Origin of the sequence: Lentibacillus persicus (assembly GCF_900112705.1) — a bacterium.
Lineage (GTDB): Bacteria > Bacillota > Bacilli > Bacillales > Amphibacillaceae > Lentibacillus > Lentibacillus persicus.
Genome location: NZ_FOMR01000001.1, coordinates 122,496 through 143,455, shown reverse-complemented (window position 1 = coordinate 143,455; position 20,960 = coordinate 122,496). Strand labels below are relative to the sequence as shown.

The 20,960-nt window shown below is 43.8% G+C and carries 22 protein-coding genes; 3 read left to right on the top strand and 19 right to left on the bottom strand.

Annotated features, from left to right (window positions below; all coding sequences use genetic code 11):
- Nucleotides 1–52 precede the first annotated feature (52 nt).
- Both BMZ22_RS00775 and BMZ22_RS00770 read right to left on the bottom strand, forming a co-directional pair.
- Complete coding sequence (locus BMZ22_RS00775; protein WP_177183311.1) at nucleotides 53–1,519, bottom strand: sodium:solute symporter family protein; 1,467 nt, start codon at nucleotides 1,517–1,519, stop codon at nucleotides 53–55.
- Between the two features lies 1 nt (nucleotide 1,520).
- Nucleotides 1,521–1,709, bottom strand: coding sequence for a hypothetical protein (locus tag BMZ22_RS00770; RefSeq protein WP_090080030.1), 189 nt, complete (start codon nucleotides 1,707–1,709; stop codon nucleotides 1,521–1,523).
- Nucleotides 1,710–1,913: 204 nt separating this feature from the next.
- On the opposite strand from BMZ22_RS00770, the gene BMZ22_RS00765 reads away from it, so the two are divergent.
- Nucleotides 1,914–2,462, top strand: coding sequence for a transcription repressor NadR (locus BMZ22_RS00765; RefSeq protein WP_143069941.1), 549 nt, complete (start codon nucleotides 1,914–1,916; stop codon nucleotides 2,460–2,462).
- A gap of 83 nt (nucleotides 2,463–2,545) precedes the next feature.
- Here BMZ22_RS00765 and metA read toward each other — a convergent pair whose 3' ends face one another.
- Entirely contained in the window at nucleotides 2,546–3,454 is a 909-nt protein-coding gene (gene metA, locus BMZ22_RS00760) for a homoserine O-acetyltransferase MetA (RefSeq protein WP_090080028.1), read from the bottom strand.
- A gap of 218 nt (nucleotides 3,455–3,672) precedes the next feature.
- Between metA and BMZ22_RS00755 the strand changes: the two genes are divergently transcribed.
- Nucleotides 3,673–4,530: a GNAT family N-acetyltransferase gene (locus tag BMZ22_RS00755; protein ID WP_090080025.1), complete on the top strand. Its 858-nt coding sequence runs from the start codon at nucleotides 3,673–3,675 to the stop codon at nucleotides 4,528–4,530.
- A gap of 127 nt (nucleotides 4,531–4,657) precedes the next feature.
- Here the strand turns inward: BMZ22_RS00755 and BMZ22_RS00750 are convergent, their stop codons facing one another.
- From BMZ22_RS00750 to BMZ22_RS00695, 12 genes are all read right to left on the bottom strand, one after another.
- On the bottom strand, nucleotides 4,658–5,668 hold the full coding sequence (locus tag BMZ22_RS00750) for an LLM class flavin-dependent oxidoreductase (protein WP_245745107.1): 1,011 nt from the start codon (nucleotides 5,666–5,668) through the stop codon (nucleotides 4,658–4,660).
- A 580-nt stretch (nucleotides 5,669–6,248) separates the two neighbouring features.
- Entirely contained in the window at nucleotides 6,249–6,635 is a 387-nt protein-coding gene (locus tag BMZ22_RS00745) for an ectoine synthase (protein WP_090080021.1), read from the bottom strand.
- 145 nt (nucleotides 6,636–6,780) lie between these two features.
- On the bottom strand, nucleotides 6,781–8,061 hold the full coding sequence (gene ectB / locus BMZ22_RS00740) for a diaminobutyrate--2-oxoglutarate transaminase (RefSeq protein ID WP_090080019.1): 1,281 nt from the start codon (nucleotides 8,059–8,061) through the stop codon (nucleotides 6,781–6,783).
- Nucleotide 8,062: 1 nt separating this feature from the next.
- On the bottom strand, nucleotides 8,063–8,593 hold the full coding sequence (gene ectA, locus BMZ22_RS00735) for a diaminobutyrate acetyltransferase (RefSeq protein ID WP_090080017.1): 531 nt from the start codon (nucleotides 8,591–8,593) through the stop codon (nucleotides 8,063–8,065).
- A 292-nt stretch (nucleotides 8,594–8,885) separates the two neighbouring features.
- Complete coding sequence (locus BMZ22_RS00730) at nucleotides 8,886–9,608, bottom strand: amino acid ABC transporter ATP-binding protein (protein WP_090080014.1); 723 nt, start codon at nucleotides 9,606–9,608, stop codon at nucleotides 8,886–8,888.
- Nucleotides 9,608–10,267: an amino acid ABC transporter permease gene (locus BMZ22_RS00725; protein WP_090080013.1), complete on the bottom strand. Its 660-nt coding sequence runs from the start codon at nucleotides 10,265–10,267 to the stop codon at nucleotides 9,608–9,610. The genes BMZ22_RS00730 and BMZ22_RS00725 overlap by 1 nt, the downstream gene beginning before the upstream one ends.
- Nucleotides 10,268–10,431: 164 nt before the next feature.
- Nucleotides 10,432–11,259 carry a transporter substrate-binding domain-containing protein gene (locus tag BMZ22_RS00720; protein WP_090080012.1) on the bottom strand — a complete coding sequence of 276 codons (828 nt, stop codon included), beginning with the start codon at nucleotides 11,257–11,259 and terminating at the stop codon, nucleotides 10,432–10,434.
- A 182-nt stretch (nucleotides 11,260–11,441) separates the two neighbouring features.
- Nucleotides 11,442–11,660: a WYL domain-containing protein gene (locus tag BMZ22_RS00715; RefSeq protein WP_090080010.1), complete on the bottom strand. Its 219-nt coding sequence runs from the start codon at nucleotides 11,658–11,660 to the stop codon at nucleotides 11,442–11,444.
- 139 nt (nucleotides 11,661–11,799) lie between these two features.
- Nucleotides 11,800–12,783: an NAD(P)H-quinone oxidoreductase gene (locus BMZ22_RS00710; protein WP_090080008.1), complete on the bottom strand. Its 984-nt coding sequence runs from the start codon at nucleotides 12,781–12,783 to the stop codon at nucleotides 11,800–11,802.
- A 75-nt stretch (nucleotides 12,784–12,858) separates the two neighbouring features.
- On the bottom strand, nucleotides 12,859–13,119 hold the full coding sequence (locus BMZ22_RS00705; RefSeq protein WP_090080006.1) for a hypothetical protein: 261 nt from the start codon (nucleotides 13,117–13,119) through the stop codon (nucleotides 12,859–12,861).
- A 112-nt stretch (nucleotides 13,120–13,231) separates the two neighbouring features.
- Nucleotides 13,232–14,404 (bottom strand): hydroxymethylglutaryl-CoA synthase, encoded by a 1,173-nt coding sequence (locus BMZ22_RS00700; RefSeq protein ID WP_090080004.1) that lies wholly within the window; start codon nucleotides 14,402–14,404, stop codon nucleotides 13,232–13,234.
- Nucleotides 14,405–14,989: 585 nt separating this feature from the next.
- On the bottom strand, nucleotides 14,990–16,093 hold the full coding sequence (locus BMZ22_RS00695) for a class II histone deacetylase (protein ID WP_090080001.1): 1,104 nt from the start codon (nucleotides 16,091–16,093) through the stop codon (nucleotides 14,990–14,992).
- A 162-nt stretch (nucleotides 16,094–16,255) separates the two neighbouring features.
- On the opposite strand from BMZ22_RS00695, the gene BMZ22_RS00690 reads away from it, so the two are divergent.
- Nucleotides 16,256–17,260 carry a DUF3231 family protein gene (locus BMZ22_RS00690; RefSeq protein WP_090079999.1) on the top strand — a complete coding sequence of 335 codons (1,005 nt, stop codon included), beginning with the start codon at nucleotides 16,256–16,258 and terminating at the stop codon, nucleotides 17,258–17,260.
- 75 nt (nucleotides 17,261–17,335) lie between these two features.
- Here BMZ22_RS00690 and BMZ22_RS00685 read toward each other — a convergent pair whose 3' ends face one another.
- The 4 genes from BMZ22_RS00685 to BMZ22_RS00670 form a co-directional block, all read right to left on the bottom strand.
- Nucleotides 17,336–17,569, bottom strand: coding sequence for a DUF362 domain-containing protein (locus tag BMZ22_RS00685; RefSeq protein ID WP_090079997.1), 234 nt, complete (start codon nucleotides 17,567–17,569; stop codon nucleotides 17,336–17,338).
- Nucleotides 17,570–17,588: 19 nt separating this feature from the next.
- Nucleotides 17,589–18,635: an amidohydrolase family protein gene (locus BMZ22_RS00680; protein WP_245745106.1), complete on the bottom strand. Its 1,047-nt coding sequence runs from the start codon at nucleotides 18,633–18,635 to the stop codon at nucleotides 17,589–17,591.
- 172 nt (nucleotides 18,636–18,807) lie between these two features.
- Entirely contained in the window at nucleotides 18,808–19,818 is a 1,011-nt protein-coding gene (locus tag BMZ22_RS00675) for a VOC family protein (protein ID WP_177183310.1), read from the bottom strand.
- An 85-nt stretch (nucleotides 19,819–19,903) separates the two neighbouring features.
- Nucleotides 19,904–20,953 carry an NAD(P)/FAD-dependent oxidoreductase gene (locus BMZ22_RS00670; RefSeq protein WP_090079991.1) on the bottom strand — a complete coding sequence of 350 codons (1,050 nt, stop codon included), beginning with the start codon at nucleotides 20,951–20,953 and terminating at the stop codon, nucleotides 19,904–19,906.
- Between the last annotated feature and the right edge of the window lie 7 nt (nucleotides 20,954–20,960).

The window sequence follows — 20,960 nt, the reverse complement described above, 5'->3', positions numbered from 1 at the left end:
GGTCTCCTTAAAATTTCGCGTGATCCTCTCCGAATTGGCGTGATACTCAGGTTCATGAAGCTTTACGTTCTTCTTTCATTATTTTTATAAACGCATCGGCATTTTCGTTAGGTTTCCTGGTAGCCAAACTGACAACGACAAAAATCGTCGTCGATACGAGAAGCCCCCATATACCGGATGCAAGCCCCAGCGGTTTGATAGATGAAAACTCAATCAACAGAACAAGCACCGCACCGATTGAGACACTGCTGATAACGCCTGCAGCGGTGCCGCGTTTCCAGAAAAACGTCCCGAAAAATGACGGCACCGTCACGATCAATCCGGATGAGGCAGCAACAGAAAGCACTGCAATAAGGTTAAGCTCGAGTTCGGCAAATGCGAAAGCCAATACTGCAATAACCGGAATAACCATTTTGGCTACCTTTAATTGCTTTCGATCACTTGGCTTCCCTTTCGTATTGCCGTACACGTCACGGGCAAACATTGACGATAAAGTCAGCATGATCGAATCAATTGTTGATACCGCTGCAGCAATAATACCAATCATAACGATAACCCCAAGCAGCGGCGGTACCAGTTCAGACGATAAAAGCTGGGGTGTAGCCAGGTCTGCTGTTTCGAGATTCGGGAACATCTGCATGGCCGAAAAGCCCCATAAGACAGATACGAACGTATAAATGAAACCAAATATCAAAAAGCCGATCAGCATTTGCCGCAACCCTTTCAGCGATTTTGGCATAAACAACCGCTGGCTCACCTGCGGGTTGGATAAACTGAAGAAAAACCACGGCAGCGTCAGCCCGAGGAACGTCAGAAAATCAAAATAACCATTACCCGGTACTGAGAGCGATTCCGGACGGCTTATCTCAAGATTGCCAAAAAATTGTCCAAATCCGCCAAGCCCCTGAACAACCATTATAACAACAATCGTAGATGTGATAATCATAATAATCGCCTGCAATGAATCGGTCCAAATGACAGAACGAATGCCAGCCGTATAGGAAAATAAAATCGCCATAACGGTTGCAAACACCACACCTGCTGTAAATGGTATCGCATTATTGGTAATACCCTGAAGCAGATACCCAACACCGGCAAGCTGTACAGCACTGTATGGAATCAAAAACAAACAACTGACCAGTGACACAGCTGCGGCCGCCGTTTTGCTTTCATACCGCCCGCCGATCATTTCCGACGGTGATACATAGCCATATTTTTTACCCGCCCGCCAAAAACGCGGACCGAACAAAATAACTAATGAGACCCCGGTAAAATAAACGATCTCAAAACCGAGTGCCCCAACACCGCCCTGATACGTAAGCCCCGCAAGGCCAACCATCATAAATGCGCTATACGTTGTTGCGCTGTAGCTAAGTGCTGACAGAATACCATTCATGTTCCGCCCGCCGAGAAAGAAACCCGCCATATCCGAGCGATCGCCCTTTCTTGACATGATCGCAATGCCTAAAGCGATAATAAAATAAATAATAATTCCCCATATTACAAGATTCGTACTCATTCTACTTCCCCCAATCCCTTGTGATCATGATATTGGCTATGATAATTAAAACACCGATGATTCCCCATACTAGAAAGCTGCCGTACCAGGCTTGTACGTCTGATAGAATCGTATATGGAAGAATATAAGCTGATAGAATTAAGGCGATAATCAGCAGCCCCCATCCAAATTTTGACACCTGTTTTTCCATACCATTTCTCCACTCCTTAATTGTGAGGTATTGAACATAGTAAAGTGTTTTAAAATAACAACGCACCAAAAACAAAACTTTACATGTGTCTTTACACATATAATTACACATGTAACCGAACAAATCAAGAACTTTTTTATAGAATGCTGTATCCATGATGCTGATTTGATATAATGAACAAAAGGCTACATTGAGGTGCTGGATGTGGAAGAACGAAACAAAGTGTTAGGCGAAAAGCGACGCAAGAAAATATTGAACGTGCTGAAAGCGAGCAGTGACCCGCACTCAGGCAGCATGTTGGCACGGCAAATGAATGTGAGCCGGCAAGCAATTGTTCAGGATATTTCGCTGTTAAAAGCAAAAGGTGAACCGATTATCGCGACCTCCCGCGGATATGTTTACTATGAGGAAACCAATGAAAATCAGAAATTTTCCCGCGTCATTGCCGTATCGCACAAATTCGAGGAAACGGGAAATGAGCTTTATACGCTTGTGGATCATGGCGTCACCGTCCGGAATGTAATGGTTGAGCACCCGGTTTACGGTGATTTAACCGGCTCGTTGATGATTAAAAACCGGCTTGATGTGGACGCGTTTCTCAAGAAGATAAACCAAACCGGGGCGTCTCTGCTGTCCAAGCTCACCGCCGGCGTTCACTTGCATACCATTGAAGCTGAGACGGAACAACAACTTGATAAAGCGTGTCAGATGCTTAAAGATAAAGGCATCCTGCTGGAATCGTCACTGGATTAACGCGCAAACCGGTTACACCAACGACCATCAGATAAACAAATTGCTGTAAACCCGCAACTCACGGGCTTAAAGCAATTTTCAATTTAATCCCATTCAAATGGGGTCTCCTGATAAACATAGTAGTTGAGCCAGTTTGAAAACAGCAAATGGCTGTGTGAACGCCATTTATGAGGTGGATCCTTTGTCACATCATCATCAGGAAAATAATTTTCCGGCATTGCCGTTTCAAGCCCTTTGCTGTGATCCCGTTCATATTCCTCTGCAAGTGTTGCTGCGTCATATTCCATATGGCCGGTAATCATAATATTTTTACCGTCTTCAGACATGATGATGAACGGAGCCCCTTGCTCAGACACGGATAAAAGCGTTAAATCGGGCCGGGCTTCAATCGCTTCTCTTGAGACGGTTGTATACCGTGAGTGCGGTGCCTGAAAAACGTCATCAAAGCCGCGCACCAGTTTAACCGTCTGATCTGAAATATTATGCTCATAAATGCCAAAGCACTTTTCCGGAAGCTCGAATTTTTCCACAACATAATGATAATACAACCCGGCTTGTGCGCCCCAGCAAATATGGAACGTTGACGTCACATTCCGATCGGCCCAGTCCATAATTTCGGTCAGTTCATCCCAGTAGGCAACATCCTCAAATTCAAGATGCTCTATGGGCGCTCCGGTAATAATCAAACCATCATAACGACGATTTTTAACGTCTTCAAATGTCGTATAAAAATTTTCCAGATGATGCGGGCTCACATGCGTCGGACGGTGTGTTGCAGTTCGGAGAAAGCTGATGTTCACCTGAAGCGGCGTGTTCCCCAATAACCGCAGCAGCTGCAATTCCGTGCGCTCTTTTTCCGGCATCAAATTCAAGATTAATATATTAAGAGGACGGATATCCTGCGTCCGGGCACGGTCCTCATCCATAACAAAAATTTTCTCCTGCTTCAGTGCATCGCTCGCAGGCAATTCCTGTGGCACATTAATTGGCAACTGACACCATCTCCTCAATTATAAATATATCCTTCATTATAGAACGCTATCAAACACGTGGCAACCCATTCTGTTTGAAAATTGATACAAGCGTTAAAAATGTCCCACCGCCATATACTAAAATGGTTCAGCTGAAGGTTTCTGGGATAAAATGTTTAACGAGCGTCTAATATTCTGTTAATCTGTTATTTGAGAAAATACCAGGGAGTGTGCACCAGATGACTAAGACAATCCGTATCTTGAATGAAAACGACTATTACGATTATGAACAGATGGACACCGGCATTGAGTTTGATTACGTTGGACGCATATTTGACCGACTGACCTCCGGCAACAACCGACTGTACGGTTTATTCCTTGATGGCCAATTAGTCAGTGTCGGCGGGTATTCGATTTATGCCAAAAGCTATGCCATGCTGGGACGATTGCGAAGCGACTGCCGGTTTCTCGGCAATGGCTTCTCCACTGACGTGATGAATCATGTATTGTCGGAAGTCCAGAAACTCGATGGTATCCAATGGGTTGGGGCCAATACACAGGAGCATAATATCTCGGCTCAGCGAGTTCTGGAGAAAATTGGTCTTACACCACACATAACACTGCACGGAGCTCTCACAAAAGACACCTCAGCACTCGAATCGGGGGATAAGCTGTGGACACCTGTTACAGACCTTGAACGGAAAAAAGAATGGGTGAACGAAGCATACATTCAGACAGGTGCGGTTTTTCCATACGAATGCTATTATCCATTCCCCGGTTCAGCAGATTTGTTCCCGGAAGATAAGCTGAAACAGTGGGCTTTTTTCGAAAACGCGGACAAAACACGTTTCGTCCTCACCAAACACGATCAAAAAAAATATCATTATTTACATACTGTGTATCCTTGGAGCGACATGGTGTCCCAGGCCGGGTTGTGGGAGACGATCGCTAATGACTACACGAAACTCATACCGCAGACGGATGACGAAACATATATATGGATGGACTTGACGAAAGAGGAAGCGGAGACCCTGCCCGAAAATCACCAGTTTGAGCTGCCGTCGCCATGGATTTTGTATGGTCTGGAAAAGGCTTAGGTCGGATGACTAGCAGTTTATAACATCAAACAAAAATGACTATCAAATTATAGATTGATTCGATAGTCATTTTTGTTTGATATAAATAGGCTTCTATTAAAAATCACCTAATTTGTGGGTCACTGGCTTAGAACCAGAGATCGGCGAGCATTTTCATCGACCGCTTCCTGTCTTCCGGATCGTAAGCGTAAGTTATAACAATCAGTTCATCAGCCCCACTCTGGTCAGTAAATTCTTCCAATTTCTTACGCACTGTTTCCGGAGAACCGACCGCTTTGACACTGAACATCGACTCCATAAATGCTCTTTCCTGTTCTGTTCCAAGCTCTTCAGGATTCACAGGCGGCTGCATTAATCGCTGTTTCCCGGTTTGCAAGTCCAATAACATCATCTGTGTCGTGGTCCAAATTCGCTGTGCTTCCTCATCCGTTGGCGCAACAACCACGTTAATCCCCGCCATGACATAAGGCTCTTCAATTTGTGCCGTTGGTGCGGTCGATTTGAATGTCGAACGATACAGATCAATCTTCTCTCTATAATTGTCCGGGGTAAAATGTGAAGCAATCGAAAAAGGCAAACCCAGCTGGCCGGCAATCGAGGCACCATTCATACTTGAACCTAAGACCCACATTGGTATATTCGTTCCCGTCCCTACATTGGAAGTTATTGGTGTACTATGCGCCAAACCCTCATCACTGAACCATCCAGTGAGATCCAGAATAGAATTAGCAAACGATTGCGGGTCACCACCTGAACGCGTAAGCAGCTGAGCCGTCCGGCCATCGGTCCCCGGCGCCCGCCCGAGGCCTAAATCAATTCTGTCAGGAAACAATTGTGCAAGTGTGCCAAAGTTCTCAGCTACCTGAAGCGGAGCATGGTTGGGCAGCATAATACCGCCGGAGCCAACACGAATTTTTTCCGTCACCTTTGCAGCCTGGGCAATAAGGATGGAAGTTGCCATGGATGCCAAATTTTTCGAGTTATGGTGCTCTGCAAACCAGAGCCGCTTAAACCCAAGTTTATCTATCAATTGAGCCGCTTCCAGAGCTTGGTTAATCGCCTCACTTTTTGTTTGTCCTTCTGATATGCTGACAAGATCAAGCACGTTTAAAGGTATATGTTTTGTCACTTTATTCACCTCTATATCACTTTTCCGTATCCTCTATTGGCTTCGTTTTCAACATTATTGTAACAGATAAGCAACCCATACTTCACTTCAATGAACTGGACGGAAATAGCGTATACGACCACGAATACAAAAAATCCACCGCAAAAACGACCCCCCCACGGCGATAAGAGGCTTTATTATAAACCTATAGCGATTATGGTCCAAACTATAGCGATTCTCTTTCATTCTTCAGCGATTCCCGCGCATTCTACAGCGATTATTCGCTTAACTACAGCTGACCGCTGCAAACTACAGCGATTCCTAGCGCAAAATGAAATACATTCATTAGAAAACTTCACGTATCGCCAAGTTATAATGGCGAACGCCTAAGTTGCACTTATGCAGTAAGGGACAAAAAAAGTTAGATAAATGAAAAGACGAACTATTATCAGCAAGAGGAGGCGGGATACCCCGCTGTAGACATTTGCTCCGCTAAGCCCCGTATAGTTCGTCTTTTATATTGAAATTATAAGTTATGTCCCAGCTTCTTCTTAACTGCCAAAAAACCCGGATTATGGATAATCACCATAATCCGGGTATATGAGCCTGCCTATTCAGTCAATAGCGGGTAATAGCCCTCTTCGTTATGTGTTTCCCTACCGACAAGCGGCGGGTTGAACACACAGACCATCCGCATTTGCGTTTTGGCACGGAGGATATGTTTATCGTGTTCATCCAACAAATACATCGTGCCTGCTTTAATATCATAAACATCGCCGGTTTCGACTTTTTCCAGTGTTCCTTCGCCTTCAATGCAATAAACAGCTTCAATATGATTCTTATACCAGAAGTAGTTTTCGGTTCCGGCTTTAATAATCGTATCGTTCATGCTGAAGCCTACACCGTCTTTTTTCAGGATAAAGCGGCGGCTCGACCAATTCTCATCATACGTTTCATCTTCTGTTCCGATTAAATCTTCAAGTGATTTTACAATCATGTTTTAGCCCCTCTTTCATTTCTTGGTATAAGTTACATTTTTAAATTACCCATTTTAGTAAAGAAAAAACGTCTATAAACACACAAATACTAGCTTATATGTAAACGCTCATTTCAGCAGAGCAAAACTCTGCTGAAATGGTCTACTACTTGGCAAGAACTGCCTTTATACTCTCGTCCAGGATTGTCATCCCTTGGTCGAGACCTTCTTTATCGATAATAAGCGGTGGCAGGAATTTGATGACTTCATCGTTCGGACCTGACGTTTCAACGATAAGGCCACGCTCAAATGCTTCAGCACAAATGTCATCCGTTAATTCGTGTTTGCCAAGGGCAATCCCTTGCATCAGCCCCCTTCCGCGATGGTGCGCATCGAGTTCAGGGTACTTTTCAACCAGTTCTTCGATTCGTTTACGCAGCACGTCACCTTTTTCCAGAACGTCTTTGGAAAATTCATCGTTTTCCCAAAATGTCAGTGCTTGTGTTGCACCGATAAACGCCAGATTGTTACCGCGGAAAGTACCATTATGCTCGCCCGGTCCCCACTGGTCGTATTCCGGTTTAATAAGTGTCAGCGCCATTGGCAAGCCAGCACCGCCGATTGATTTTGACAAGCAGACAATATCAGGATCGATACCCGCCGGTTCAAAGCTGAAGAATGTGCCGGTCCGGCCGCATCCAGCTTGAACATCATCGATAATCAAAAGAATGTCCCATTGCTTGCAAAGTTCTTCTACTTTTTTAAGCCATTCCATACTCGCTGCATTAATGCCGCCTTCTCCCTGGACTGTTTCAAGGATAATCGCTGCCGGCAGCGCGACACCGCTTCCCCGGTCTTCGAGAAATCTTTCCAGATAAGCAATCGTATTCTGATCTTCAACATAGTCATCAAATGGCATGGACACTGAGTGATGGAGCGGAACACCTGCACCATGACGCTTAAATGAGTTAGCCGTCACAGAGAGCGACCCAATTGTCATGCCGTGAAACGCATTTGTGAAGCTGATAACCGAATCACGCCCGGTTACTTTACGGGCTATTTTCAGTGCGCTTTCAACCGAATTCGTGCCTGTTGGCCCCGGGAACATGACTTTATAATCAAGGTTACGCGGTGAGAGAATCGTTTTCTTGAACGTCTCAAGAAACTCTTTTCGCGGAGTCGTTCCCATATCAAGACTATGAATAATACCATTATCACGGATATATTCGATCATTTTTTCCTGAATCGTATCATCATTATGGCCATAGTTCAGAGCCCCTGCGCCCGCAAAGAAATCAATATATTCTTTTCCATCCGTATCCCAGATTTTGTAACCTTTTCCTTTTTCAAAAACAGTCGGCCAGCCTCGGCTGTAACTCCTTACTGTTGATTCCAGTTCCTCAAAAGTCTTCATTTTGTCATGTTCTAATACTGTTGTGGTCACCATTTCACCCTTCCACCGTAATTTTATCTTTTTGAATTGGTCCTATCTTAAACAATAGTTCATCTTCATGACCTTCTTTTGGAAAATCATCAGATGTAAAATAGTCATGAATCACACATTTTGTATTTAATTTTTTCGCAAGGCCTTTAAATAATTGCTGTGAAGCTTTATTTGAAGGCGAGACGGTTGCTTCCACATTGTCAACTTCTTCACAACCTTCCCGTTTAAGCAGTTGATACAACATACGGGTTGCCAATCCATTACCACGTTCGGATTCATCGACAGCTACTTGCCAAATGAACAGCGTATCCGGCTGGTCAGGGTGGATAAACCCTGAAATGAATCCAACTTTATTACCTTCACGCTCAACCACGATTGATGTCTCGGAAAATATCTCACACCACATAAGGTAGCTGTATGATGAATTAAGATCCAATACCCCTGTCTGTTTAATCAACTCCCAAACGTCTGCGCCATCCTCTTTGGTTGGTTTGCGAAAATAATGTACCCCTTCTTGTTCCCTCGTTTTCGTCATGACACTACTATTGCCGTTTAAGATGATTCCACCTCCTAAGTTTTTAAAAAAACATTCTTATTAAGAATAAAGAGAATTCCAGTATTCGTCAAAATGGATTAATCAGTATGAACGCTATTTAATCACCTTTAATTGGTATTAGCGTGATAAAACAGCGACTAAATTAAAAAAAGCTCCGGAATAAATCAAAATAGACGGCCGTTCAAACATATAGGCACTCAAAACATTTGTGGTTCAACGAAAAAGAACAGGCCTTCAAAGCCTGTCCTTAAGCCTTTCACAATGATTAAAATTACAAAATTTTATTTAAAAATTCCTGCGTACGCTCCGACTGAGGATTGGAAAATAATTCTTCCGGCTTATTTTCTTCCACAATTACGCCATCATCCATAAACAAAACCCTGTCACCAACTTCACGGGCAAAACCCATTTCGTGTGTTACAACGAACATCGTCATACCTTCATTGGCCAGCTGTTTCATAACCTCGAGCACTTCGCCAACGAGTTCCGGATCGAGAGCTGATGTCGGTTCATCAAACAGCATCATTTTAGGTTCCATCGCTAAGGCACGGGCAATGGCAACGCGCTGCTGCTGGCCGCCGGATAACTGCTGCGGGTACTGGTCAGCTTTTTCAGCCATTCCGACTTTTTCCAACAATTTCATACAGCGATCGCGCGCTTCCTCAGCAGAAAGTTTACGCACCTTTTGAGGAGCGAGCATAAGATTTTCAATGACTTTTTTGTGCGGGAAAAGATTAAATTGCTGAAATACCATGCCCACTTCAGTCCGGACCATATTTATATCCGTTTTCGGATCACTCAGGTTATAACCGTCTACGATCACTTCGCCGCCTGTAATCGGCTCCAGCATGTTTAAACAGCGCAGGAACGTACTTTTTCCAGACCCACTTGGTCCGATAACACATACCACTTCAGACGGCTCAATTATGCAATCGATGCCTTTAAGAACTTCTGTATCACCAAAACTTTTGTGTAAATCTTTTACTTCAATCATCAGATATCCAGTCTCCTTTCCAGCCGCTGCAGAACTAAGGATAACGTCAATGTTATAGCAAGATAAAAGACAGCAACCGTTGTATAAATTTCAACGGCATTAAAATGGTTCGCTGCAATCAGACGCCCCTGAAAAATCAACTCCGGCACAAGGATAACGGATAATAGCGAGGTATCCTTAATACTGATAATAAACTGGTTGCCAAGTGGCGGAATCATGCGTTTAAACGCCTGTGGCCAAACAATGTGACGCATTGTCTGCCTATGATTAAGCCCTAATGAGCGGCCTGCTTCCATTTGTCCTTTGTCAATCGACTGAACGGCGCCGCGCACAATTTCTGCTATGTAAGCGCCTGAATTAAGTGCAATGACAATAATACCCGCTACAATCGATTCAATCTCAAACTGGATAATCAGCGGCAGGGCAAAGTAAATCCAGATTGCTTGAACAAGCACCGGTGTGCCGCGAATAATTTCAATATAAAATATCGATAAATACTGTGTTATTTTTACTCGTGATATCCGTCCCAGACCAAAAATGGCCCCAAGAACAAAACCAATGATGAGACCGACAACCGATATCAATAGCGTATAATATAAACCGGTAAATAACTGCGGAAAAAACTCGACGACAGATGTAAAGTCAAACTGCCCGATCATACTATCACCTTCCTCTAAAACGAGACACATCGCTATGCCGACAGCGATGGCCACAGTTGTTTTTACAATTTTTGTGCACTAAAATAGAAGAACTAAGGCCTATCAATCCTAACGGCGATAAGCCTTAGTTCTTTTAAAATTGATATTCATTGATGAGGTTGGTATTATTCAGTTTTTTCACCAAACCATTTTGCGTATATTTCATCGTACGTACCGTTGTCTCTAATTTCCGCCAATGCATCGTTGATTGCGGAAACAAGTGCGTCATTCCCTTTGGAAATGGCAATACCATAATCTTCTGCCTGATAAAGGTCACCCACGACTTTCAGACTGTCACCTTGCGTCTGAATATAATACCTGACGTTCGGATCATCATACAGAATGGCATCCGCACTGCCGTTCTCAACAGCTAAGTACGCCTGATCAAGCTGCTCGAATTGACTTGCTTCTGCCCCATCGATATTTTCATCAATATAAGCTGCACTTGTTGAACCAAGGCGGGTGGCTATTGTTTTCCCTTCAAGGTCTTCAATCCCCTGTATGTCTTCATTGTCTTCCGATACACCAATTGCCAGACCGGATTCAAAATATGGATCACTGTAATCTATTTTTTTTGCACGTTCTTCTGTAATACCGATCCCGGCAATAGCAAGGTCAAAAGAGCCTGTCTGCAACCCTGGGATAATACCATCGAAGTTGGTTACTTCCATTTCGAGGTCAAAGCCTGCTTCATCAGCTATGGCGTTAATCAAGTCGATATCAAACCCGACATACTCCCCATCTTCTTTGAATTCAAATGGAACAAATGAAGAGTCTGTTGCAAGAACATATGAATCTTTTAATTCGCCACTTGATTCATCACCGCTCCCGCCACTTTCGCTGTCACTTGAACCGTCAGCCTCACCGCCGTCAGAGCCGCAAGCTGCAAGCAAGCCAATCAAAGCGAATAAAAATAATACAATACTAAGTTGCTTCCATCTGCTTCTGAACACTAAAAGTCCCCTCCTAAAAATAGTTCTATTTATCTAACATAAAACAATATTACCAGCAAACACATTATTTTGAAAATTTGGTATTCACTTAAATTCAGGGCGTTTATTCAAAATAAACAGCTTGTACGCTATTATGCGAGCATATGATAAGAATTACGCCCGAATGCTTCTATTTTAGGCCTTTAAGCTCCGGGACGTCTTGCGTAATATGGTTGAATTGATAATATTCTGTCTTTTTTAAACGTTCTTATTTGACCGCGTTTAAAACAAAATGCTGTCACCATCGTTTCACTAAAACTCAGCACACGAATAATTCGATGACTTGCCCGTTGATCGCTGTTAAGATAAATCATTTCAATCTTTTGACGCGTTTGAACTGCCTTTAATAGCAATCGCTCCAAATCGATCACCCTCCACAGGAACTGTTGTTCTTATTATACCACACTAAATAATAATAAAACAGGTGTTCGCCTGTTTTATTTAAAAAAGCTGTGAACCCAGAAAAGATTCACAGCTTGTTACAAATAGACCGATTCAATTTTACTGCCTGTTCATATTCAACAAGATTTTTCCGATGTTCCGGTTGTTTTCCATATGTTCATGAGCCTCATTTGCTTTTTCAATCGGAAAGACCGTGTCAACAATTGGACGAATTTTGCCTTCCTCCATATACGGCATAACAGCCTGGGTAAATTCATTGCTTAATTCGGCTTTATATACATCACTTCGCGGTGTTAGCAACGTCCCTGTCAGCTGAATATACTTTGACATAAGCGTCATGAGATTGAAATTTTTCAACTCGGCACCGCCAAGCATACCAATCAGCACCCAGCGGCCGCCTTTTTTGATGCTCTTAAAATTTTTGTCCCAATAATCGGCACCGATGAAATCAAGAATGAGATCGACACCTTCATTAGCGGTCGCTTTTAACACTTCTTCGTCAAACGCCTGTTCTTTATAATTAACCACGACATCAGCACCAATCTCCTGGCAGAATGTCAATTTCCGCGCTGAACCCGCAGTAACAATGACTTGAGCCTCAGATAGCTGATTTGCCATTTGAATGGCTGCTGTCCCGACACCGCTGGCTCCGGCATGAATAAGTACCGTTTCGTGCTTCTGCAGCTTCCCGATCCAATAAAGCGTCTGATAAGCTGTCAAAAAAACTTCCGGGATAGCAGCTGCATCAGCGAATGAGAGGGCTGACGGAATCTTCATCGCACGGTCTGCCGGCATCGGTACGTATTCAGCGTAACCGCCACCATTGACAAGCCCCATCACTCGGTCACCATCCGAAAAGGACTCATGACCATTGGGATCAACTACAATCCCAGCTGCTTCCACGCCCAAAATCGGGTTCGCCGCATAGCCTGACTTCCCTTCTCTGTTCAAAATATCGGTCCGATTCACAGCCGCATGGTCGACCCTTACCAGTAGATCTCCGGCACCAATATCAGGATTCGGCATATCGGTCAATTCCAGCGTGTTCCGTTTCTCACCTTCTTTAACAAGAATACCTTTCATCGCTAACGCCCCCTGCTTTTTATTATTAGGTATAGCGTGACACATTGTTGCAGTTAAAAGCAACCGAATCAGCTTCTACTCGTCTTTCGCCTCTGTTTCTTCATCAGGCGTCGGGGCATCTTCAAGATCAAGCCAGGAGAGCATTTCATGAACGACCGTATTAATCTTTTCATCAACCATGCCGCTGCCATATTTCCGTTTGGCGCGTTCGATATTTTGCAAAACTTCCGTGTTAAAGTTGATAACCGGTTTATCATCTTCAAGATTATTAAACAAATCAAGAATTTCATCCAGAGCTTTATCGAAACGCTTTGTTTCAACCTCGTTTGCTTTCATCATTATCACCTGAAAATAGTGTGTCCAAAATGACAAGAACTAAAGATTATTTTCAGACGTAAAATAACCGCCAGTTTTCCTGAACAAAAACTGGCGGCGCTTCGACTTTCTTCTATTGTAATTTGTTCACATATTGCCGTTTATCATCACTGATACCTCCCAAACAAATCGCTGCGGGATCATTATTAATATCCAGCTTAATGGTTGACCCGTCTGTCGGCAGCTTTTCTTCAAAAATGGCTTCATACTCCGGGACCGTCACTTCTTTTCGGGACGTGAACATGTCATGATGCTGCTTAACCTGGAGGTGTTCTCTGAAACCATCCTGCAGAATACCGGTGAAAAACTCACCCACTGCGCCTGAACCGTAACTAAACATCCCGATTCGCGAACCAGCTTCAAGATCATTTTGCTGTTCAAGCAGCGAAAGCAGGCTTAAATAAAGCGAGCCGGTGTAAACATTCCCGATAATCCTGTTATATCCGGTGCTAACCTGATAGTTTGTCTTCAGCCGCTCCTGAATATTCGCATCGGCTTCTTCCAGGACTGGTTTGAGTGCTTTTTTGCCCATTTTCGTGTACGGCAGGTGGAATGTGATGGCCTCAAAATCCTTCAAATCGAGACCGGATTTTTCTTTATACCGGCTCCAGATTTCGGAAAAGAAGGCGATATATTGTTCATTGGAAAGCTTTCCATCCGCAAAAGCCTCATCAGAGTATACCGGCCGCCAAAAATCCATAACATCGGCAGTAAAATAAACACTTTCGTCTTCCAGTGCCATGATATGGGGATCTGCGCTAATTAAGAGTGCTGCGGCTCCTGCTCCTTGAGTTGCTTCCCCCGGAGTGGAGAGTCCATAGCGGGCTATATCTGAACCCAATACAAGCACCTTACTCTCTGGATTCATTGCAATGTGGCCTTTTGCCATTTGAATGCCTGCAGTCGCGCCATAGCAGGCTTGCTTGACTTCAATCGCCCGGGCGTATGGATTTAACCCAAGGAGCTCGTGCACATAGACGGCAGCCGATTTGGAACTGTCAACGCCCGTTTCGGTGCCAAATATGACAAAGTCGATCGCTTGTTTATCCGCTTCATCGAGTATTTTTAATGCTGCGTTCGCCGCCAGTGTCACAGCATCTTGTGTCATCGGCGGAACCGCCATTTTTTCCTGACCTATGCCGATTGTGAATTTATCAGGGTCTACGTTTCTGGTTTCAGCCAGTTTTGTCATATCTAAGTATAAGTGGGGGGCATAAAAGCCTATTTTATCGATTCCTATCTTCAACGTACTTCTCCTTTGCCAGCAGTTTAGTTAGTATTATCCATTGATTGTCTTATTGTATCATAATTTTTAATAGCCTAAAGCGTTTGGCGCATTGTTATTTATTAACTGCGTTTACAAAAGGCAAAATCAATAAACTGCAAAATATCTTGCGATGATATTCACGGATAGACAGATCGCTACCTGAAAAAAGCCGGAGAAGCGGACACATGGGCCTGAAAACAGAAATATGGGCCGGAGAGCGGAAATATGAGCCGGTGAACGGTAAAATGAGCCGGAAAGCACAAATATGGGCCGGAGAGCATACCCGCGGAAAGCGATGAGTAAAACATCCACCGAACCCACTGCGACCTGCGAGGAGTGCTGCTTCACCGAAAAGTGGCAACACGACGAGCACAAAAGCAAGTCCTCACCGAACCCGCTGCGACCTGTGAGGAGTGCTGCTTCACCGAAAAGCTGGCAACACGACGAGCACCCACGTTTATTTCCGGAGCTGTGTCATAGCACTTACTTTCTATGTCGCACTTCACACCATTTGTGAAGGCAAAACATCAAAATGTAGTTAATAGCCTTTGCCAAAACTGCCAATTACAATTCCCAATAAGACCGTTGAATATCAACTGCTCGTTTGACGGCTTCCCGCTGGTGAGGATAGATCGGCCCTTCATGAAACCCGAGTTTAAACGGATCATTGACCTGGCTATTTTTTCCGCGCATTGCTTCGATTATCCGCAGCGTGCAAAATGGTACGTAAGCCGTACTGTATCCGCCTTCATGACAAGCGATCAACCGACCTTCACAATGCTTCTCAGCCAATTTTTTAATCCGCTGACTCATCTCAAAATAGCCGTTAGATGTCACCAGCATCCGTCCAATCGGATCGAATCGGCTTGCGTCCTGTCCGGCAGAGATAAAAATCAATTCCGGCGCAAATTGGCCAATAATCGGCTCAATCAATTCTTCAAATGCATGCAAATAACCTTCATCACCAGTTCCGGCCGGCAATTCAACATTAACATTATATCCTTCGCCGTCACCTTTTCCAGTGAACGTTATGTCGCCGCGATTTTTCGGGAAAATATTTTCCTGATGCACCGATATAAACAATACGTCATTATCGTTTTCAAATGCGGTTTCCGTCCCGTTCCCATGATGAACGTCCCAATCCAAAATCGCAATACGTTTCAGACCATACTTTTGACGGGCGTATTTTGCCGCAATCGCCACATTATTGAACAGACAAAAGCCCATGCCTTCCTCCGGTTCAGCATGATGACCGGGCGGCCTGACGAGCGCATAAGCATTTTGCACTTTCTCTTCCATCACCGCTTCAACCGCCGTCAATGTACCGCCGGTTGATTTTAAAGCAATTTCAAACGAATCCGGTCCGACAATCGCATGCACACCTGCATCACCACCGCCGGCATCGCTTAATTCTTTAATTTTGTCAATATAATGCGTTTCATGATTCATACTTATTTCAGTGCGGGATGCTGATCTCGGAGAAATCTGATGTAATTCATCCATATATTTTGAAGCTTCAAGCAAATTTTTGACACGGCGCTTCGTTTCCGGATTTTCCGCATGTGTGTCCGCCTGTATCCAGCCGCCCGAACTCAAATTAAGCGCACCATTTCCAGTCTGATGCCAAAAATAGCTTTCGTCACAAATAAAACCCGTCATTTCTTTCATCTTAACCCGCCTCCCCCGTTCAAATTCGTTGTTAATTAAATAACATTTGCCTGTCTTTTCCCATATTTATGCCTTACTTAACCTGCTTAACATAAATTTTTGCTGGACGATTCCCCTAATAAAATGCCCCGCCCCAGGGAAACATGTACTTGAGGTGATAATATGGATAAAGAAAAATTAAAACTCACATCTTCTGAAATAGGGACATTGTGGGGCGAATATGTCAATGGAACTGCTGTGGATATGGTAAATAAATATATGCTTTCCATTATAGAAGATAAAAACATTAAAGAACTGTTCAGCGACGCCATCAAGATATTTAATGCGCAAAAAAGCCAGATTGGAGCGTTCATTGAAAACGAGTCGTTCCCGCTGCCTATCGGCTTTAACGAGTCAGACCTTACGAACAACGCCAAAAGACTGTTTACAGATACGTTCTGTTTGCATTATTTACATATTATGACGCTTCACGGTTTATTAGGCCACACTACATCACTCAGTTCCTCTGTACGGCAAGATTTAAGAGACTTTTATGATGCCTGCATCAGGGATGGAATGTCGATGTACCACCGGACAACCAACTTGCTTCTTGAAAAAGGAATGTTTCAAAGAGACCCTTACTTCTACCCGGAGGAAAACCCTGAATTTATCACCGGGCAGCAATTCATCAACAGCAAGCTTGGCGATAACAGACCTTTAGCCGCAACGGAAATTATTGCACTGTCAATGAATATAAAAAAGAAAATATTGGAGAAATCGCTAATCATCGGGTTCTGCCAAGTAACCCAGTCACAAGAGGGCCGGAAGTTTTTGAGAAAAGCACAGCAAACGGCGGATAAGCACATTCAATCATTAACCAAAATACTCAAAAGCGATAATTTACCTGTACCAACCTCATGGGAGACCGAAGTAACCAATTCACAGAGCACCCCCTTTTCAGACAAGCTGATGTTGCATCATATCGGTTTCTTATTAGAATCATCACAGTCCTACCATGGGGCCGGACTTGCATCTGCCATGCGGACAGACCTTGTTACCGCTTATGAAAAAATCATTTTAAAAAATCTGATGGTTAAAAAGGAATGGTTCAATTTAATGACCAAGAATAAATGGCTTGAACAGCCGCCATTGGCTCCAAACCGAAAGAAAATCGCTGAAGACAAGTAATGTTAAATAATTATCTCCATTAACAAAAACATGAGCAGCCGCACCCAATGTTGGGTTACGGCTGCTCATCCAAAGTCAGCCAAAAAACTGGCGATTCAGATCGATATATTTTTCTTCTTCTTCAGGTACTTCCTCTTCCATATAGATCGCTTCGACCGGGCATGCAGCTTCACACGCACCACAGTCGATACAGACATCAGGATCAATGTAGAACATGTCTTTGCCTTCTTCTATACAATCAACGGGACAAACTTCAACACATTCTGCAGACTTTTCATTCAGGCAAGGTGATGTAATAACAAATGCCATGTCAATCTCCTCCTTTATGTTACGAGTGTTGTTTACTCGCATCCGGTTCTTGCTGAAATTGTTCTTTATCGAGATTCAAAAACTCCAAAGCATTTAAACCTCTGATTTTATCTTGTTCATCGTTGTTCAATGACGTCATTTTTCTGACAATGTCCCCAGCTGGAGCCTCGCGTAATAAAAACGGGTAGTCTGTGCCGACCATAATTTGATCCACCCCAAACTTGTCCACCATAAACTGTAAATTCTCCGGCTCGTAAACAAGTGAATCATAATAGAGTTGTTTGGCGTAATAACTTGGCGGATGCTCGGTCTTGCGAATGTGCGGCCAGACGTTCCAGCCTTTATCCATGCGTGGCAGCAAATATGGCAGTGAACCGCCACCGTGTGCAAAACATATTTTTAAAGCTGGAAACTCATCCAGCATTCCGCTCATTATAATGCTTCCAGCCGCTAATGCCGTTTCAGAAGGCATCCCAACCATATACATGAAATTATGACGCGGCATACGCTCACGGCCAACTGTCGCCCATGGGTGAATAAACAACGGCACTTCCCATTGCTCAGCATACTGGAAAAATTTCCGTAATGATGGATCATCTAAATTATTACCGTTAACATTACTCCCCAGTTCGATCCCTTTAAGCCCTAATTCATGGATTGCTCTGTCCATTTCCTCAATGGCTGAGTCAACATCCTGCAGAGGGACCGTTCCTAACCCAACAAATCGGGTTGGATAATTCCGGGCGGTTGTCGCGATAAAATCATTTTGAAAACGGGCCATTTCCAGCCCTTGTTCAGCCTCAGCCCAGTAACTGAATGTTACCGGGATCGGCGATAATACTTGAACATCAATGCCTTCTTCGTCCATATCCTTGATGCGTTCTTCAGGGTCCCACGTATGATTGGTAATTTCCCTGAATTTCTTGCCGGCTATCATGATATTCGCCCCGCAATCGCACGTTTTTTCCAAAACGGGCCAGCGGTCATCGCCATATTTTTCAGCTAAATTCAAAAAATCCTCTGATATCACATGCGTATGAAAATCCACTTTTAAGTTTTGTGTCAATACGAACTCTCCCAGCATTCATAGTTTGATGGGGTTGGGGCAAAAAGATTTATAGTAAATGAAATGACGAACGACTATTGAGAGGGGAGCGTGATACTCCGCTCCGGAAATATACTTCGCTAACCTTCATTATTGTTCGCCTTTTATATATGCCCCAGCCCCTTTTACGCCGTCACTCCCCGATATCAACACCGTATGTATAATAGGTTTCGGGCGGGTTGCTTCCCCACATTTCCATACCTAATTCACCGACATCTGACTTCCATTCAATCGGTTTCCAATCCGGGGAAAAAATAAGAAAGCCTCCGGTCCATAGTTCCACACGATGTCCTGATGGTTCAAATACATAAATGAATTGTGCCCCACTTGTGCCATGCTTACCTGGACCCCATTCAATCTCGATGCCATTTTCGGCCATTATGTTGGCAGCACGAACTAATTCGTCCGGGGAATCAAGAAAATAAGCCAAATGGTGAAATGCCGCGCCATTCTGATTGGCATTCCGCATAAATGCGACTTCATGCGCAATATTCGTTTTGCTCAGCCATGAACCCAACCGTTCATCTTCTTTGTTCTGAACAAAGTAACGATGGTGAATCCCCAGTAAATCAGTCCACCATTCCTGTTCCTGTTTAACGTCATTAACCATGATATTAACATGATCAAAGCGACGCGGTGAGACACCCTTAAGATGTGATTTGCTCGGATGGCTTGGTAATTTTGACTTCAATTGAGGGTCATCCGTTTCAAACAGTTCTTTTTCCCAATATAATTCAATCGGCAAGCCTGATGGTGATTTGAAATGAAGCGTGTCTCCCAGCGCTTTCTTTTGGCCGGCTTCGATGCGCTCAACATCAATACCTGTATCTTTCAAGTACTTTTCGAATAAGTCCAGGGCTTCCTCTGAGGCGACACGCCAGCTCATGCGATTCACTTCAGACTTCTCCGATTCCTGGAGAACCAGGGTATAATGATCAAAATCCTGCCAAGCGCGCAAATAGGCGCGGCCTTCTTCTTTTTCTGATAAAACAAGTCCCAAAACGTCTGTATAAAACCATAGTGAATCTTCAAATTTAGTAACACCAATTTCAACGTGGCCGATATGCGCCACTGCCCGCAGCTGTTCTTCCAATCTCTCTTGAACGGTTTGTTTAGTTTGCACGTCTTCTGTAACCTTTGACACCTTGCATAACCTCCTGTTGAATCTGTATTTTATTTTTAGTTCTGACGAAGCCGCTATTGACACAATAAGCGGCCTCGCAAGCTGTTTATTGTGCAGCCACTTTCTCTTTCTTTTCTTCTTTCGCTTTCTTTTCTTTCTTCGCTTTCTTTTCCATAATCGTTGTACTGTGTGCGGTGGTGAAAGATGCTTTCGGATCGATAAATACTTTTGCACTGCTTACGGCAATCGGTGCTTCACCAAACCCTGTTGCCATTAAGCGCACCTTGCCCTCATACGTTGAAATATCGCCAACCGCATAGATGCCCGGAATGTTCGTTTCGGCTTTTGAGTTGACAACAATCTGATTTTTCTCGATTTCCAGACCCCAATCATTAATCGGACCAAGGTTGGAAATAAACCCGTAATTGACAATATAATCGTCAGCCTCAACGTGCAGTGTTTCTTCACCTTTTGGCTGTTTGAGCTTGATGTTTTCAATGTGTTTTTCTCCATTTAACTCGACAGGGACATATGGGGTCAGGACGTTAATCGATGACTCCTGCATCATTTTAACGCTGTAATCGTGTGCCCTGAACTTGTCCCGACGATGAATAATGGAGACGTTGGACGCAATATCTTTCAGCATCAATGCCCAGTCGACCGCTGAATCACCGCCCCCGAACACGCATACATCTTTATTTTTAAAGTCTTCAAGACGTTCAATCTTGTAATGAAGATTTTTACCTTCATAGTGTTCTTCATTTTCAAGTTTCATAGTTTTTGGCTTAAAAGCGCCATTGCCGGCGGTTATGATAATTGTTTTTGAGTAATGCGTCTGTGCGTTTGTCGTTATTTCGAAAATGCCGTCTTCTTTTGTTACTTCCCGCACTTCTTCATTCAGGCAGACGTCATTTTCAAATTGATTCATCTGTTCCTCTAACCCGTTTACCAGGTCACTTCCAGTTATCTTCGGCAGTCCGGCAACATCATAGACATATTTTTCTGGATATAACGCTTCGAGCTGGCCGCCCAGATGCGGGAGGCTTTCAATTATTTTAACGCTCATCTGCCGCATTCCTGCATAAAAAGCAGTGAACATACCGACCGGTCCTCCGCCGATGATGGTAATATCATAAACGTCGCTGTTATAATTCATTCGTCAA